Origin of the sequence: Stygiolobus sp. CP850M, from assembly GCF_037389425.1 — an archaeon.
Classification (GTDB): Archaea; Thermoproteota; Thermoprotei_A; order Sulfolobales; family Sulfolobaceae; genus Stygiolobus.
The window spans coordinates 19,602-34,582 of sequence record NZ_JBBHKR010000069.1 but is presented as its reverse complement, the minus strand read 5'-3'; the positions used below and the strand labels follow the sequence as shown (position 1 = coordinate 34,582).

At 40.1% G+C, this 14,981-nt stretch carries 12 protein-coding genes; 7 read left to right on the top strand and 5 right to left on the bottom strand.

All coding sequences use genetic code 11. From position 1 onward, the window contains the following. The first annotated feature begins 283 nt into the window (after positions 1–283). The 5 genes from WIW89_RS09225 to WIW89_RS09205 are packed head-to-tail and all read left to right on the top strand — an operon-like array spanning position 284 to position 7,172. Positions 284–2,872 (top strand): ABC transporter substrate-binding protein, encoded by a 2,589-nt coding sequence (locus WIW89_RS09225; RefSeq protein WP_337720558.1) that lies wholly within the window; start codon positions 284–286, stop codon positions 2,870–2,872. Between the two features lie 9 nt (positions 2,873–2,881). Next, entirely contained in the window at positions 2,882–3,928 is a 1,047-nt protein-coding gene (locus WIW89_RS09220) for an ABC transporter permease (RefSeq protein ID WP_337720533.1), read from the top strand. 2 nt (positions 3,929–3,930) lie between these two features. After that, positions 3,931–5,283, top strand: a complete 1,353-nt coding sequence (locus WIW89_RS09215) for an ABC transporter permease (RefSeq protein ID WP_337720532.1) — start codon at positions 3,931–3,933, stop codon at positions 5,281–5,283. Between the two features lies 1 nt (position 5,284). After that, positions 5,285–6,223 carry an ABC transporter ATP-binding protein gene (locus WIW89_RS09210; protein ID WP_337703131.1) on the top strand — a complete coding sequence of 313 codons (939 nt, stop codon included), beginning with the start codon at positions 5,285–5,287 and terminating at the stop codon, positions 6,221–6,223. Continuing rightward, the gene (locus WIW89_RS09205; protein WP_337720557.1) at positions 6,192–7,172 is read left to right on the top strand and encodes an ABC transporter ATP-binding protein; all 981 of its coding nucleotides are present in this window, start codon (positions 6,192–6,194) and stop codon (positions 7,170–7,172) included. The genes WIW89_RS09210 and WIW89_RS09205 overlap by 32 nt, the downstream gene beginning before the upstream one ends. Here WIW89_RS09205 and WIW89_RS09200 read toward each other — a convergent pair. Both WIW89_RS09200 and WIW89_RS09195 read right to left on the bottom strand, forming a co-directional pair. Beyond that, positions 7,169–7,354 (bottom strand): hypothetical protein, encoded by a 186-nt coding sequence (locus WIW89_RS09200; RefSeq protein WP_337709283.1) that lies wholly within the window; start codon positions 7,352–7,354, stop codon positions 7,169–7,171. The genes WIW89_RS09205 and WIW89_RS09200 overlap by 4 nt on opposite strands. 489 nt (positions 7,355–7,843) lie before the next feature. Continuing rightward, a complete protein-coding gene (locus tag WIW89_RS09195) occupies positions 7,844–9,136 on the bottom strand; it encodes an APC family permease (protein ID WP_337720531.1) in 1,293 nt (430 codons plus the stop codon). Between the two features lie 949 nt (positions 9,137–10,085). Here WIW89_RS09195 and WIW89_RS09190 point away from each other — a divergent pair. Beyond that, the gene (locus tag WIW89_RS09190; protein ID WP_337708057.1) at positions 10,086–10,697 is read left to right on the top strand and encodes a hypothetical protein; all 612 of its coding nucleotides are present in this window, start codon (positions 10,086–10,088) and stop codon (positions 10,695–10,697) included. Positions 10,698–11,626: 929 nt separating this feature from the next. Here WIW89_RS09190 and WIW89_RS09185 read toward each other — a convergent pair. The 3 genes from WIW89_RS09185 to WIW89_RS09175 all read right to left on the bottom strand — a co-directional run bounded on the left by WIW89_RS09185 (position 11,627) and on the right by WIW89_RS09175 (position 13,581). Continuing rightward, positions 11,627–11,797 (bottom strand): hypothetical protein, encoded by a 171-nt coding sequence (locus tag WIW89_RS09185; RefSeq protein ID WP_337709288.1) that lies wholly within the window; start codon positions 11,795–11,797, stop codon positions 11,627–11,629. Positions 11,798–12,011: 214 nt separating this feature from the next. Continuing rightward, the gene (locus WIW89_RS09180; protein ID WP_337709289.1) at positions 12,012–12,221 is read right to left on the bottom strand and encodes a hypothetical protein; all 210 of its coding nucleotides are present in this window, start codon (positions 12,219–12,221) and stop codon (positions 12,012–12,014) included. A gap of 199 nt (positions 12,222–12,420) precedes the next feature. Then, entirely contained in the window at positions 12,421–13,581 is a 1,161-nt protein-coding gene (locus tag WIW89_RS09175; RefSeq protein ID WP_337709291.1) for a cation:proton antiporter, read from the bottom strand. A gap of 134 nt (positions 13,582–13,715) precedes the next feature. Here WIW89_RS09175 and WIW89_RS09170 point away from each other — a divergent pair, with 134 nt between their 5' ends. Continuing rightward, positions 13,716–14,966, top strand: a complete 1,251-nt coding sequence (locus WIW89_RS09170; protein ID WP_337720530.1) for an APC family permease — start codon at positions 13,716–13,718, stop codon at positions 14,964–14,966. Positions 14,967–14,981: the final 15 nt, after the last annotated feature.

The following is a 14,981-nucleotide window of genomic DNA, read 5'->3' as shown; positions in this document are numbered from 1 at the left end:
AAAAGTAGTCGACATAGTCGGGAGTATACCTTAGAGGGTAAGAGATGTGGGACAATACGTAATAAAAATTTTTTATAGTACTAGCGAGTTTTATTTAATAACCAGTTAAAAACAATGTCAAATAATTTCATTTTTTTTAAAAAACTAAAGATGATTTCATACCTCCTTTACTCAATCAATAAAAGTTTATATTTCTTTAAAGTAAATTAAGTATTGTAAGGTGAATAAATTGGGACAGTCTTATAGGATTAGGAGATGGATCTCGGTACCGATTTTTATCCTAATGTTGTTAGGTACAATTACAGCCTTGGCTCAACCAACTTCAATACCTGCCTCAACTTCAATAACCTTCATTTCGTATAACGGTGATGATGCGAACGGTATATTAGCGTTTGAACATGGTCAGATAGCGTTTTACGCATACTCAGTTCCCCCATCGGAGTACACCTCCCTACCACCGGGGGCAAAGGCATATTTAATGCCGGCTACTTACTACGACGTCTTGGTAAATCCTTTAAATACAACATTTGGATTTAACCCGTTCCAGTTCCAAGAAGTCAGATTTGCATTAAACTTCATAGTTAACAGGACCTTCTTTGTGGATAATATACTTCACGGATACGGAATACCCTCGATAACTTTATACGCCGGAGAACAATGTGTGTTACACATACAGAACACTCTAGCTAAATACGCTTACATACATTATAATTTCACCTACGCTAATGAGACGATCTATAAAGTGTTGACCGCACACGGTGCTCAATACGTTAATGGTAAATGGTACTACGACGGGAAACCCATTACGGTTTATGTTTTCGTAAGGACCGATGCCACAGTGAGGAGTGAATATGCTGAATATTTCATTAGTCAGCTAGAAAAACTAGGGTTTACAGTTCAGGAGATACAAGGTAATTTGCAAAAGGAAATATCAATGGTCTACGGAAGCGATCCAGCTAATACTACATGGGATATTCTCATAGAAGCATGGGGAGACACTTACGGATATTATGATGCTGGGTTAATTGAAGGGCTTTACTCCACACTAGGTAGTTCTGCCCCCTTCACCTCATATTATGGATTATCATTTGGTAGCTTCAACGATAGTAAGTATGAGTCTCCTCTTCTACTTAAAGAGGCAAATGAAATCGACAACTGGTCTTTAACACTTATTCAAAGTGAATTCACCAATGCTGCTCAGTACTACCAGTTAGTTAATGATATAGTTAACGTCGGAATCAACATGTCAGTAAGAATAGGTTTGGGAATTAGCTTGACTCCTCAGTACGTATTGTCTAACATTAACGGTGTTTACCCCAATTACGCTCAGGGTAGCTTATTAAACTTCCAGACTTATCTCTCTATAGTTAACGGCTCCTACCCGAACGTGACTATAGGTGTTAGGTATTTAACCCAAGGAGCTGCTAACCCTGGTGCCGGTTTCACCGATGCTTACACGGACGAGATTGCAACAGCTCTGTTTACCCCAGCTGCTTTAACAGTACCCGGATCAGGATATCCAGTTCCTTACATCTATTCATTTAAGATTGTAAACATGACTCCCAATGCTGTGGTACCGGTTCCTTCCAACGCTTTATGGTGGAACCCTGCAAAACAACAAGTAACATATGTTCCTTCAAATACAACTGCACAGATGGCTGTGATCTACAATTTAGCACCTCTCTTCAATAATGATAAATGGGCCGACGGGCAAAACATAACTTTAGCGGACATAATATACCAATACATCATAGCGTCAGAAATGTCGCTGAACTCCAGCAACCCAATTTACGACTCTGTTACTAGTTCCGCCTACGGTCCTTCACTACAGACGATTAAAGGATTTAAGATAATTAACTCTACAGCAATAGAAATATGGGGTAACGATTGGTTCTTCGACCCAACAGAGGCAGCAGTAAGCTTATTTGGTTCATTCAATCCGTTAGGTTATGCATTAGCTGGTGGAGGTTACTTCCCGTGGCAAGTGTATGTTGGTATGAAGGATGTTGTAGCTGAAGGTAAGGCTGCGTGGTCACAGAGCGATGCACAATCTAAAGGAATTGACTGGTTAAACTTAGTAAGCCCCACTGACGTAGGCTATATACTTTCAGCCTTAGAAAACGCTTCCACAAGCGGTTACATACCGAACAGTTTAATACAAATAGAAAAATTAAGTAATATTACACTAGTAACTCAACAACAAGCGATATCTGGTTACAAAGCTGCAATATCTTTCATCCAGACTTACGATAACGCTCTAATTGGTGACGGACCGTTCATATTGGTAGCTTGGAACCCAAGTGCCTCCCCACCGTTTGCAAAGATAGTTAAGAACCCGTACTTCCACCTCGTCCCACCGCAACAAGCATTGTTAATCCCGATGACGTACTCAATATCATTTAATGTTCCACCTACAGTAACGGCAGGAGAGGTATTGAACGGGACGGTGAGGGGAACTCCAGCGGGAAGTACCCAAGCAAGTCCGGTAGCTAATGTGACGGTGTATCTCGAATTACTACATCCTAACGGATCCATAATATTCTCGACGCAAGAAATGACTAACAACCAAGGTCAGTTCACATTCAATATACCGAAGAACTTGTCATCTGGCTCTTATATTCTAACAATAGCGGCGTATCAAAACACTTCGATATTGATAAATCCAATGGAAGTTTCTCTAGTCGTATTACCACCTGTTACCACGACTTCGTCTACCACAACAGCTAATTTAAGTACGACATCAGTTCAGACCAGTTCATCAAGTGCCACCTCCACGACGTCGAGTGGTATTAATGTAGGTCTCATAGGAGCTGTGATAGCGATAATAATAATAGTGATAGCGGCTGTCGCGTTATTAAGAAGGAGGAAGTGAGGTTTCTAAATGGCGTACTTTACATTCGTCCTAAAAAAGGCAATCATTTATTTTTCCGTTCTAATTGCAACACTGTCTATTCTCTACATATTTACCTTTCCAATTTTGCAGGAAGTCATATCTAAAAGTATAGATTTTCAAGTGGCACAATTTACTCAGACTCTTTTAAAAAATTCTCACCATCTAAACTCCACTCAAGTTCAACTTATTGTTGAAAGGTACAAGGAAACGTTAATTTCTGCATACGGGTTGAACCAGCCTATTATTACTAAATACTTTGTACAAATGTATAATCTCATACTCTTTAATTTCGGTAACGCTTATTTTATCCAAGCACCATCTGGCTCGAGAGAGGTTAGTAGTATAATAGCATACTATTTACCCAACACAGTACTCCTTTTCACGACGGCGACTATCATATTTATAATAGCAGGCACTATCATAGGACTACTCTCCGCTAAATCAAAAGTATGGGATAAAATAATTGCCATAATAGCGGTAGTCCACTCCAGCATACCAACTTGGTGGTTAGGCTTTGTTTTAATAGCTGCCTTAGCTTATGGAGTAAAAGTTTTCCCGCCCGGGGGAATGACATCAGTTCCACCACCGAAAAACCCCTTTGACTATGGAATAAGCGTGATATACCATATGACTCTTCCTCTAATCACCATATTCATAGTGAATGTGGGTGGTTTTGCCTATATAGTTAGGAGCTTGGTTGCCTCTATAATGAAGGAGGATTTTGTAATCACAGCTAAAGCAAGAGGTATACCAGAATCTAGGATACTATTCAAACACGTCTTACGAACTGCTTCTCCTTCAATAACTACACAAGCTATCTTAGCTCTTGCCGGTTCATTGGGAGGTAGCCTGACTACGGAGGTAGTATTCGAATGGCCGGGGATAGGTTTATTGACTTACGTTGCAATAACATTAAACGACTTGCCCGTAATATTGGGAGTTACTTACGTCTTAACGATAGTCTTACTTTTGGGTTTGTTTTTAGGAGAGTTAGTTTACGGGATTCTGGACCCGAGAATAAGGTCAGGTGAATAAATTTGAGTAAATATGAAGTTGGTATTTCTAGTTATGTGAGAGAGTTTTTACACAATAAAATGGGTCTAACCGGGATCATAATACTTTTAATTTTGCTCGTTTTCACCGTAGTTGCCTTATCAGTACCTGCCCAAGTGTATGAGTCGTGGAATAATCCTGCATCATGGAGTGAGTATCCGAAACACGTACCCCCGGCGTGGCTAGGAATCTTCTATCCTAATAAGTATTTCACGACCGAGCAGTTGTCCCCAACTAACATATCAGAGTATTCACCAGCCAAAGACATTTACATAGCTTTAATCACGTTCTCGTTTAACTGGACTAAGTCGTTTCCGGCTTACAACGTCTACTTCATAATTTCTACCAACAGTACGCCGATTGAGGAAGTAGTCTATTGGAATAAACCCGACGGTAGCACAATTCAGATCCAAGTGCCTAATTCGTATTTTAACGTACCTTTTGACTTAACGGCTATACAAGGTTTCATTCTAAATTATATATCGTCGATCACCGGTAAAGCCCCCAACATAGTAAACGCTACTACATTATCCACCGCACTGTTTAACTCGCCCAAGTCTAACTTAACAGTGACCGAGGACGGCAAATACATAGTGAAAATAGAAGTCATATCTGCGAAACCGATGAACGTAACCAAAACCAAAATTTTACTATTAGGTAATTCTTACGGACTCATGGGTACAGATTACTTTGGTAAGCCCATAGATCTAGGCGTGCTTTTAGGGCTTCCCGATGCACTAGAAATAGGTGCCTTAACTTCGATTGTCTCCGTAGTGGTCGGGATTGTAGTAGGTGGTATATCAGGGTATCTTGGCGGTACTAAAGACTCCGTTATTCAGTGGATAACATTGGTGTTTCTGGCATTGCCTGCACTCCCGTTTTTAGTCGCAGTATCCTTTGTCACAGAGCCTAACCTCGAATTGGAAGGACTGTTAATCTCCTTCCTATCGTGGCCCTTTTACGCAATTATTGCGAGGTCTATGGCGCTATCGATCAAATCTAACAGTTACGTTGAAGTGGACAAACTCTTGGGCATACCTTCCTATAGAATATTCTTTACTCATTTTATGCCAAGATTGATACCGATAACTGTAGCTTACATGGCATTGGGAGTTCCTGCCGGTATATTGCTTGCTCAAACTCTAGCTTTTCTAGGAATAGCTCCGGCTAATATAGTAACGTGGGGAGGTATTTTAGATCAAGCGGAAACGTATCAAGCCCAAGTGAACGGTTGGTGGTGGTGGGTAGTGTTCCCTGGCCTTATGATAGTGGTAGTGGCAGTTCCTTTCGTTCTAATAGGTTTCGCAGTAGAAAGGATTACTTTAGGGGAGAGATAAAATGCTATTAGAGGTACAGAACTTAAAAGTTTATTTCTATACTAGGAGGGGTGTCGTAAGGGCAGTGGATGACGTTAACTTGAACTTGGATAAAGGAGAAATTGTAGGACTTGCCGGGGAGAGCGGTTCGGGGAAAAGCACTATAGGATACGCGATAATGAGGTTAGTACCTAATCCTGGAAAAATTGAAGGAGGCAAGATACTTTTCAAGGGCGAGAACATCTTAGATCTGGATGAGGATACCTTCAGGAGAAATTACAGGTGGAAAAAGATATCGATGGTTTTTCAAGGGTCGATGTCTGGATTTACGCCAGTTTTTAAGATAAAAGATCAGATCGTAGAGGTTTTGAAAATTCACGGTTGGAACGGAGACTATGATGAACGGGTTAAAGAGTTGTTTAAGATGGTTAACTTGGATCCATCATTGGCGGAGAAGTACCCTCATGAGTTATCTGGAGGGCAAAAACAGAGGGCTTTTATAGCCATGGCGTTAGCACTTAACCCTGAAGTTCTGATAGCTGACGAGCCTACTACTGCCCTAGACGTAGTAGTCCAAGAATACATTCTTAATTTACTAAAGCAACTTAGAAAAGATCTGAATTTATCTATAATTTTCATAACACATGACTTAGCGTTATTATCTGAAATCTCAGACAGAAATTATATACTTTACGCAGGTAAAATTATGGAAAGCGGTCCCTCTGAGATTATATTTAAAAAACCCAGACACCCTTACACGTCCTTACTAATAGAGTCTATAGCTACGTTAGATAAAGATATAATAAAAGGGATATCTGGCTTTATGCCAGACCTTTCAACCCCCCCTAAAGGGTGTAGATTTAACACTAGATGTCCCTTTGCTAAAGACGTATGTTTCAATGAAGAACCCGAATTTAAAAAATTCTCAGATGGTGACGAGGTTGCCTGTTGGCTCTACTGAGGATTATAGGGTTAGAGTGAGAAACTTAAAAGTCTATTTCGCTACTGGTGGTAGGATATTCGGTAAGAAGCACTTGACCAAAGCGTTAGATGGTGTGACGCTTACAATTAAGAAAAGGGAGATTATGGGAGTAGTGGGTGAGAGCGGTTCTGGTAAAACTACGTTAGGGAGGGTTACTTTAGGTCTTCAGAAACCCACAGAAGGGGAAGTTTACATCAAAACTGACAATGAGGAAATAAACGTAGTAAAAAGTAAGGTTAAGGTAGTAGGAAGATACGCACAGATGATTTATCAAGATCCCTATTCTTCGATAGACCCAATTATGAGAGTGTATGACGTTCTGGCTATGCCGTTAAAATACCGAAAAGAGGAGAACATTGAGGAGAAAATCAAGGAGGCAATGAATTTAGTAGAACTACCGCTGGAGTTATTAGAGAATAGAGTCTATCAGCTTTCAGGTGGACAGAGACAGAGGCTTAGCATAGCCAGGGCAATAATCGTAGACCCTGAGTACGTAGTTGCTGATGAGCCTACTACCATGTTAGACGCCTCACTGAAAGGCGAAATACTAAAGATAATAAAGGACGCTAGGGAGAAAAAAGGTATATCTTTCATGTTGATAACACATGAATTACCGATAGCTAAAATAATCTCAGATAAAATCACAGTTCTATATCTAGGGAAAGTAGTAGAGATCGGTAGAGCCAGTGACGTTATAAAGAAGCCCCTGCACCCATACACTCAGAGCCTGATTGAAGCCTATCCCAAAATCGACCCGTCATTAAGGGATAAACCCAAGGAGATAAAGATAAAAATAGACGTAGTGAGACCGGAGAAAGGTTGTGTGTTCTACCCCAGATGTCCATTCGCTCATGATAGATGCAAAGAAAAGGAACCCGAACTGAAGGAAATAGATCAAGACCACTACGTAGCATGCTGGCTTTATTAACGAGAAAATCTCTCTCCTAAAAACTCTAATAAACCTCTTATACCCACCAATGCACCAGCTATTGACACTATCATCGAGATAACTATAATCGACAAGCTCTGTAATGACGCCCCCAAGTAGTCTAAGCCTATCGCTCCTAAAAGCATCGTTAAGCCAACTATTACTTTAAGTAATGATTGCATTATTTAAGTCTCGTACTCAGGAACTAAAAACCTTGATTATAATAAAGCTAGAGATTATTAAGGGCGGAGGGTAGGCAACGTTAGACAGCTAACTTCTGAGGTTTGAACTTACGCTCAATGTTTTTGAGGGATTAATTGCATAAGTATTTAGCGGAAGTGATGAAATGAAGAGACCTTAGGGTGTGACGAATTAGATGGGTTAAATGGATTAGAAGAGTAACCATCCATGTTGAAGTACCATATGGTGAAGTTTGTCGTTTGTGCTGTTAGTGGTAAGCCGTTCTGGAAGGCCCTCAACTATAGCCCACATTATTAAAAATGTGTCATAACAAATTTCTAACATATTGAAAATAAACAAAAATATATCACTGACATAATTGAACATGATAAAGAATAAAATTTTCTTTTTAGATAAAAATAGTTAAAAAAGAGAACACGACCTCTTTTTACGCTGTAGTTAACAAAGCTGATAGATCTCCAATCATCATATTACTCTGCTTTGCGTTTCCCGATTTTACCATGGGGGTTGAGAGTTTTGCCTTTCTCTACCAAGTTTATTTCTACGTGAATTACGTGAATAATTAACCCTATCAATATTGACAAAACGCCTAAAACCAGGCTTTCCTCACCTAAAGCGATCAATACGACTATAGACAATAAAATAGAAAATATCTGTAACGCTGGGTAAAAAGGTGCTTTAAACGAACCGATAAAGCCCCTTCTCCTAGATATTATTACAGCCATAGCTGTAGTAAGATAAGAAAACACAGTCCCGAAGTTAGAGACAAGTCCGATTGCTTCAACGTTGCCAAGACTCAAAGACGATATCATGATTGATACTACAATAAGAGTCGGTAAAGCCTCATTTATCGAAAGTCTCGAGGGTATTAAGTTGTCCATAGCCATTTGCTTTAAAGTTCTCACTGTAGCGATTATTGTAGATAGGGTTACAGTAAGCGTAGCAATAATAGCAGTAGTAGAAACAGCTAAGACCACAAACAACGGGGCTTTAGCTTCTTGTAAAGCGAAAGTTAGCGGGTTTCCTTGCGTACCGTAAACTTGCCAAGGCAGTAAGTACAACATGGAAAACACCACAAGGACATAAAGCACCGAAGTTATGACTAAGGACAGTACTATTGCCTTAGGGATGTTTTTGTCTCCGTTTTCCACGTCAGGGGTTAAAGTTGCTATGGTGTTAAATCCAGAGTAGGCGAAAAATGCCAACGAAGAGGCGGTTAGAATTCCGTTTAAGCCATGAGGAACCAAAGGCGTAAAGTGAGATATGTCAAACTTCCCCGATAATAACGAGAAAGCGATAAATAGAACTAAACCGCCCATGTTAATTACGACCAATATCGATTCTATCTTGGAAGCAAGTTTCAATCCTGCTAAGTAAATTCCACCCAAAACTATAATGACAGTTCCCGCAATTACGTATGTAAGCTTGGGTATCTGAAGGTAGCTCGCAAATCCCAACGCTGTAGCCGCTCCAGACACGGAATATGAAATCATTCTCATCCAGCCCACCAGGAAGCCCACAGTGTCTCCCATGGTTAGTTTTGCAAAAGAGTAAACTCCTCCCTCAGTATCGGGGTACTTTGAAGCGAGTTCTGCACTATTCAAACCAATACTCATGGCAAGTAATCCCGTAATTATAAAGGAGAACAGTGCAGCCGGGCCAGCAAGGTTTATAGTGCTACCAGCCATAACGAATATACCAGCACCGATTATATTACCGAGACCTATGGCAGTAGCCTCAAGGAGGGATAACTTCCTTTTCATGCGATAATTGAGCCGGTAAAAAGTTAAAGCATTAACTTGTTGGATATACACATACATTTCATTTTAACTATAATTTATGGTAGAAAGGCTGAGTACTTCTCTGCCTTGGAAGGACGAGGTTTTCCTTTCAGGGGGCTCATCGTTCTCCTCATCGATTCGCTATCACATCCCTCATTTGGTGGGCAGTAAAGAGGCTCAGAGAACTATCTCCACTAAAGAAATGAAGTGACTTTCATCCATTACTTTTAGTCCCGTCAAGGAAAGAGAGATAATAGTTTCCACTTCTACAATCCCATTAAGCCCTCAATCGAGCTGGGAAGGAGCATCATCAACATTACTAAAATTATCTCGGCAAAGGGGTATCAAAATATAAGGGGACTATCCATCACCTCGGCGAGGCTTTTCGCCCCCTTAACCCCCCAGTTTCTGTAAACGAAAGACCATTTGTAAGGTTTACGATAGGTTGGAGACTAATAAATGTTAACGTCTCTAACGACAACAGATTATCATGATGGCTACTAATAGATTATTCTTTATACACTACGTTAAGATTATCTACCGCAAGAAAGTATAAAATAGGAAACGCTTAAGGTCTATGTTTCGAGAGCTGACATAAAGTTAGGAAGAATATAAGCTGAGAGAAAAGATACTTCTTTTTACGTAGAATTCATATTGTTAGGGAGGAGAAATTTATACAGGATTTAGTACATATACTATATGATTACCGTAATGTTCTATAGTAACATTTCTGGTAGTTTTGGGGTTCAATCTCAGCTTTAGCTATAGTACCTCTTAAAGAGACAAATAACACGATTTTAATTGAGGAAACTAAGATAGCTTAACGTTAAGTTTTTTCATTTTTCCTTTAATTTTTTATTGAGACATAACTTTTTTATGTATCTTAAATCAGGGAAAATTTTAAATACAATTAACGTAAATATAATTAATAATGATCGAAAGACAGATAATGCTTACGATCCACACTGATGCGAAGCTAATACTTCAGGATGTTTATGACTTGAGGAACTTGAAGGAATGGTGGATGTTTCTAAAGGACATAGAGATGGAGAATGAAGACACTTACATTGCTAAGTTCCGTGTCTTCATGTCATTTAAGTTTCATATGAGGAGGAAAATAGGACTTAATAAAGTAGTACATGAGGGAGTAATGAAGTTTCCCAAGGCTTACTTTCGTTTCACCGTAGAGGTATTTCCAAGAAGGAACGGAGACGTAGATATATCTGTAAAGGGTGAGTACTCAGGACCTCTAGAGAGGCTTGCGGGAACTCCGATGGAAGTTTTTTTGAGAAAGTTCGCGGAGAATTTAGAGGACAAGTATAAGGGAAGGAGTGAAGGTTTGAACATGAGGCAAATTTTGGAATACCAGATAGAAGCAAGTAAGGATTATGACGGAGAAATAATGATAACTGTTGATGAGTGCAAAGTTACGTTACGGAAAGGCAAAATAGTTAGTGCAGAGTGCGGAAATATAGTAGGGGACGAGGCGATAAAGAAGATTCTCAGCGAGGAAAAACCCAAGATAAAAATAGAGTATACCTAGAGAGGAGTCGGACTTTCATTGAGGTTTCATGAATTTGTATTCAACCTCTCGTCCTCATTCCCCTTGTCCGGCTCCCCACGCCTAGGTTAGGGAGTGTGAACTCCCGGCCACGACTTAGGGAGCTTCATTGAACCCATCCTCCCCCTCACATTGCCCCTCGGGTTCATCGTAGGGCTCTCTTCTACATGTCAACATCAACTGAAAAAGCTTGTAAATTTTCATTAAGGAATAGTTAGCAATGTTAAATGATATCAAATGACATAAAATTCACGGTTTATCGGAAGCTGCTGACAACGGCAAATAAACATGAATATCAAGAGTTGGCCACATATTATTTTGCAGATTAGGGTATAAAGACTAACGTCTCCCCCATCCTGGAAGGACGAAGTTTCCCCTAATCGTTCTCCTCATTGGTTCGGGACTACTTTTGGTGTACAGTAGAAGGCGCCAGAATTCCTTCATCTGAAGGGGGACTATCATCCGTGACATCTAGTCCTTTAAAGAGATTTTAGATGTTCCTTCCTCAGTCTAATTAAGCTAAGGAGGAGTGCGGTTAGCACCACTAAAGGATATCTCGGTAAAACGATATCAAAATATAAGGGGATTATCCATCACCTCGGAGAGGCTTTCCGCCCCCTTAACCCCTTTCTGCAAAAATAAGTTAAAAATGTGTAGACTATTTTTCAGTTAAGGAAGGGGTAAGTGCTCGCTTAATCAATTGGTTAAAAATAGTCATGGAGAGTAAGATAAATCATCTTTACCCTTGACAGAAATAGAAAATCATGTGTAAGAAAGAAAATAGATTAGAAGAATAAGAGCAATCTATTTTGAAAAATTTCCAGACTACATCACTATTTCTCTAAATCTCAATCTCACGTGTAATAAGCCTGCTATAACACCTAGTGTAAACAAAATTATTGCTGACTCAATTATTTGACTTCGTAAGCTGTAAGCTTTACTGGCATAAAAAGTGATTGCCCCTGATATATGATCATCAGACCTCCTAGTGTCATACCGGATATTATTGCCAGTTTTTGGTTATCTGTAACGTTTTTGAATTGTAACTTTTTCCTCCACAGCTCCCCTATACCGTAGAACAACACTATTCCTATTGTAATAAAGGAAAACAGTCGAGAGGAACTGTATCCACCAGTTCAGTAAATCATTGATCTCGAAGAGCTGAATGAATAAAAAACTGAAATATAATATAGTCCAAATCCGCGAGTCCACTGTTCTTGAAAGATCCGTAGACTCTCAGCCAAGGCATTTTAACAGTCTCCCTTAACCCTACACCCGCCGTCCGATTTATCAGTCTTATTGGGTCTTCAAAAGCCACATTATCCCTCCTGAAGTCCTTACTCTCCCCTCGTAGTCCATTTTAATACCCTTTACTAACCTCCCCAGAGGAAAAAATAACTCGATTCCCCTATCTGTAGGAGAGGTTAACATGTCCAGAAACATGTGCAAAAACACGCCTAAACCGAGGTAAGGATTGAAAAGTGTAACGGCCGAAGCGAAAAACAAGTTGTGGAATAAAGCTCTGTGCAGCTGATACCTTGCAAATATCGCTCTTCTAGTAAAAATGTACTCTCTGTCAGGTCAGGCAAGGCAGCACCAATACCTACTAACACGGCGAGTGACAAGTCATTATGAAAGAGTACTAAACCTACAGCTAAGGCAAAGGCTATATGTGTGTTTAAGTTCATATGAAGAATTCTCGTGGTTATTTAACTTCTTTCGACAAGTATGAGAAGAGTAAGGCTCCAAAAATAGTGGTGAAAAGAGTCATTAAAATTACGGCGAAGTAGCCATCTGTGTTGAGTATATTATATGTGAGTCCTAAAGAACCTACTACTATACCCGTCTCCCCTCTCGGTGTCATTCCGACCGAGATCAAGAACGCCGACCGCGGGCTCTTTGTTTGCAAGTAAGCGAACGGAAAGACGCCTACTATTTTGAAGACTATTGCGATCACGAAGAGTTCTAGGCCGAGAATCATTCCGTTGAAAGTTATGTTCTGGATATTAAGCTGAAAACCTACTGTAACAAAGAAGAGGGAGCCGAAAATTGCAAGGAGAGACTCGGAAATCCTCAGGAACTCCTCTCTTTTCTTACTCTCAGCGAGTGCAATGCCGGTAAGGAATGCTGGTACAATCGGAGAAAATCCTACAGTAGTCAAGATAAACACTAACCCAAACAGTGATATAAACGGAAACTCCTCTACGTAATTCTCCCCTATTCTATCAGCTAACTTGGGTAAAATCACTACAGCTAAGGCGAAAGCTAGTGCCCCTATTACTATGTAAAAAACGATCGTCTTTGTAACGGACAGAAATGAAGGTTTCTCCCCCGAGATCAGGGACAGTGCCACAGTCAGTAATAGCAAATCAACGACGTCGTCAACAGCTGAGGCCACTGTAATGAAGTTTGAAATACTTCCCTCCACGTTCCTCTCCTTTAATATTGATGAAACTGCTGCAATACTCGTTGCACCCACCGAAACGGCTAAAATCAACGACTGTGGATAAGGGAGAAGTGCCAGAGAGACTAGGAAAGGTACTAAAGCTCCGAAAAGAGCCCCTAGTATACCATAAATTCCGGAGCTTTTTAAGGTGCTCATCCCGTGCTCAAGTCCTGAAGAATAAATGAGCAGAATCATGGAGAATTCTGCTAAAAAGGATAAGTAATCATTAATGGTAAACAAAGGCATGTTCAAAATCCTGTTAAAGACTTCGCCAAATCCGTAGGGGCTTAATACGATCCCCGTTATGATCTCCCCCACAATGAGAGGTAAACCGTATCTTCCCATATAACTCCTCACTATCTCAGCAACAAAAATTAATATAAATATTTCTAGAAGAGCGAACAAGTATTCCGATTCCACAATAGACTTAACGACTGAAGATAATAATAAGCCTTTTGATACCTGTAATTCGCAGACTAGGTCGCGTCGTATTTACATCACACTCTAAGTCATTTTTTTATTATTCGACGTAAAGAATAAACAGAAGGTCTGTAATGAATAGGAAGGGGTTAAACTCTTTCGAAGCTTTTTCTCTTTCCTTCGGCGGACAAGCCCCTTTTACGTCTATGATAACCTACGGAACAGTTGCCCTGCAAATGGGAGGGACTTTTCTCCCCATAGCGACTATTATAGCCACGCTAATAGTTCTACTAAACGGTTTAGTGGTGTACAAACTCTCATCCGACTTTTCCGACGAAGGAGGTTACTTCACTTACGCATATTTCTCTCTCACAAAGAGGTTGGGCTTGGTAACCGGATGGATATTCCTAATGTATGCTTTTACTTACGCGGGGACACTAATTGCTGGTTCTATATACATACTGAAAAGTGTGACATCTCAATTACTGCCAGACGACGTGTTAAGTATACCTATAATTGCATTCTCTTCTTTTCTAATACTTAAGGGACTTAACGTCTCCGTGAAGTACTCTGAGTTCGTATCCGTAGCCGAGATAACAGCAATCGTGATTAGCTCTGTAGTACTTTTAATGAAACCTCATCACACATTTCAGCTCATGATCCCTCAAGATATCTTCCTGGTCACACTATTTGCCATAGGAGTTCCCTCTGGTTACGGAAACATAAGTCCCATGGGAGGTGAGGTAAAAGACGCGAAAAAGACACTGGGGATTGTTACGGTTAGCGTTATTCTAACCGGTGGGTTACTTTCAGCCTTGTTATTTTACGCGACCTCACTATACGGGACTGATTTCGTGATGATCCTGAAGGAGAACGTAAGTTTCCTCCTTCCCTATCTCTTCTTCTCAGCATTAAATGGAGGAATATTAGGTGGGATTGCTTACGTGATCGCTATGTCGAGAGTAATCTATGCAATGGGGATTAGGAAGATGGTTCCTACTAGTTTATCTTACTTAACAAACGGCAGACCGTTAAACGCCGAGTTGGCTTCGATAATGTTTTACTCTGTATTACTGTTCGCCCTAATTCACTTCTTGGGCGTTTATACAACTTTCGACTTGCTGGGAGAATTCTCTATGCTTACTTATTTGTTAATATCGATCTCCGCTGACATATCATTGCTGAGGAGGGCTATTAAAAGGAGTTGGGCAGATTTATCTTTATCATTTACCGCTCTCCTTGTCAGTATCATAGTCCTAGTATACTCAATAGTAGAGACGAGTTCACCCGTAATTAATTACGTATTAGCGTTATTCCTTATATTTGGTTTCTTTTACTTCGAGGTCTTGGAGTTGGCCAAGCAAACCAGGTGGAGATATGACTAACCTTAAATTATCGTA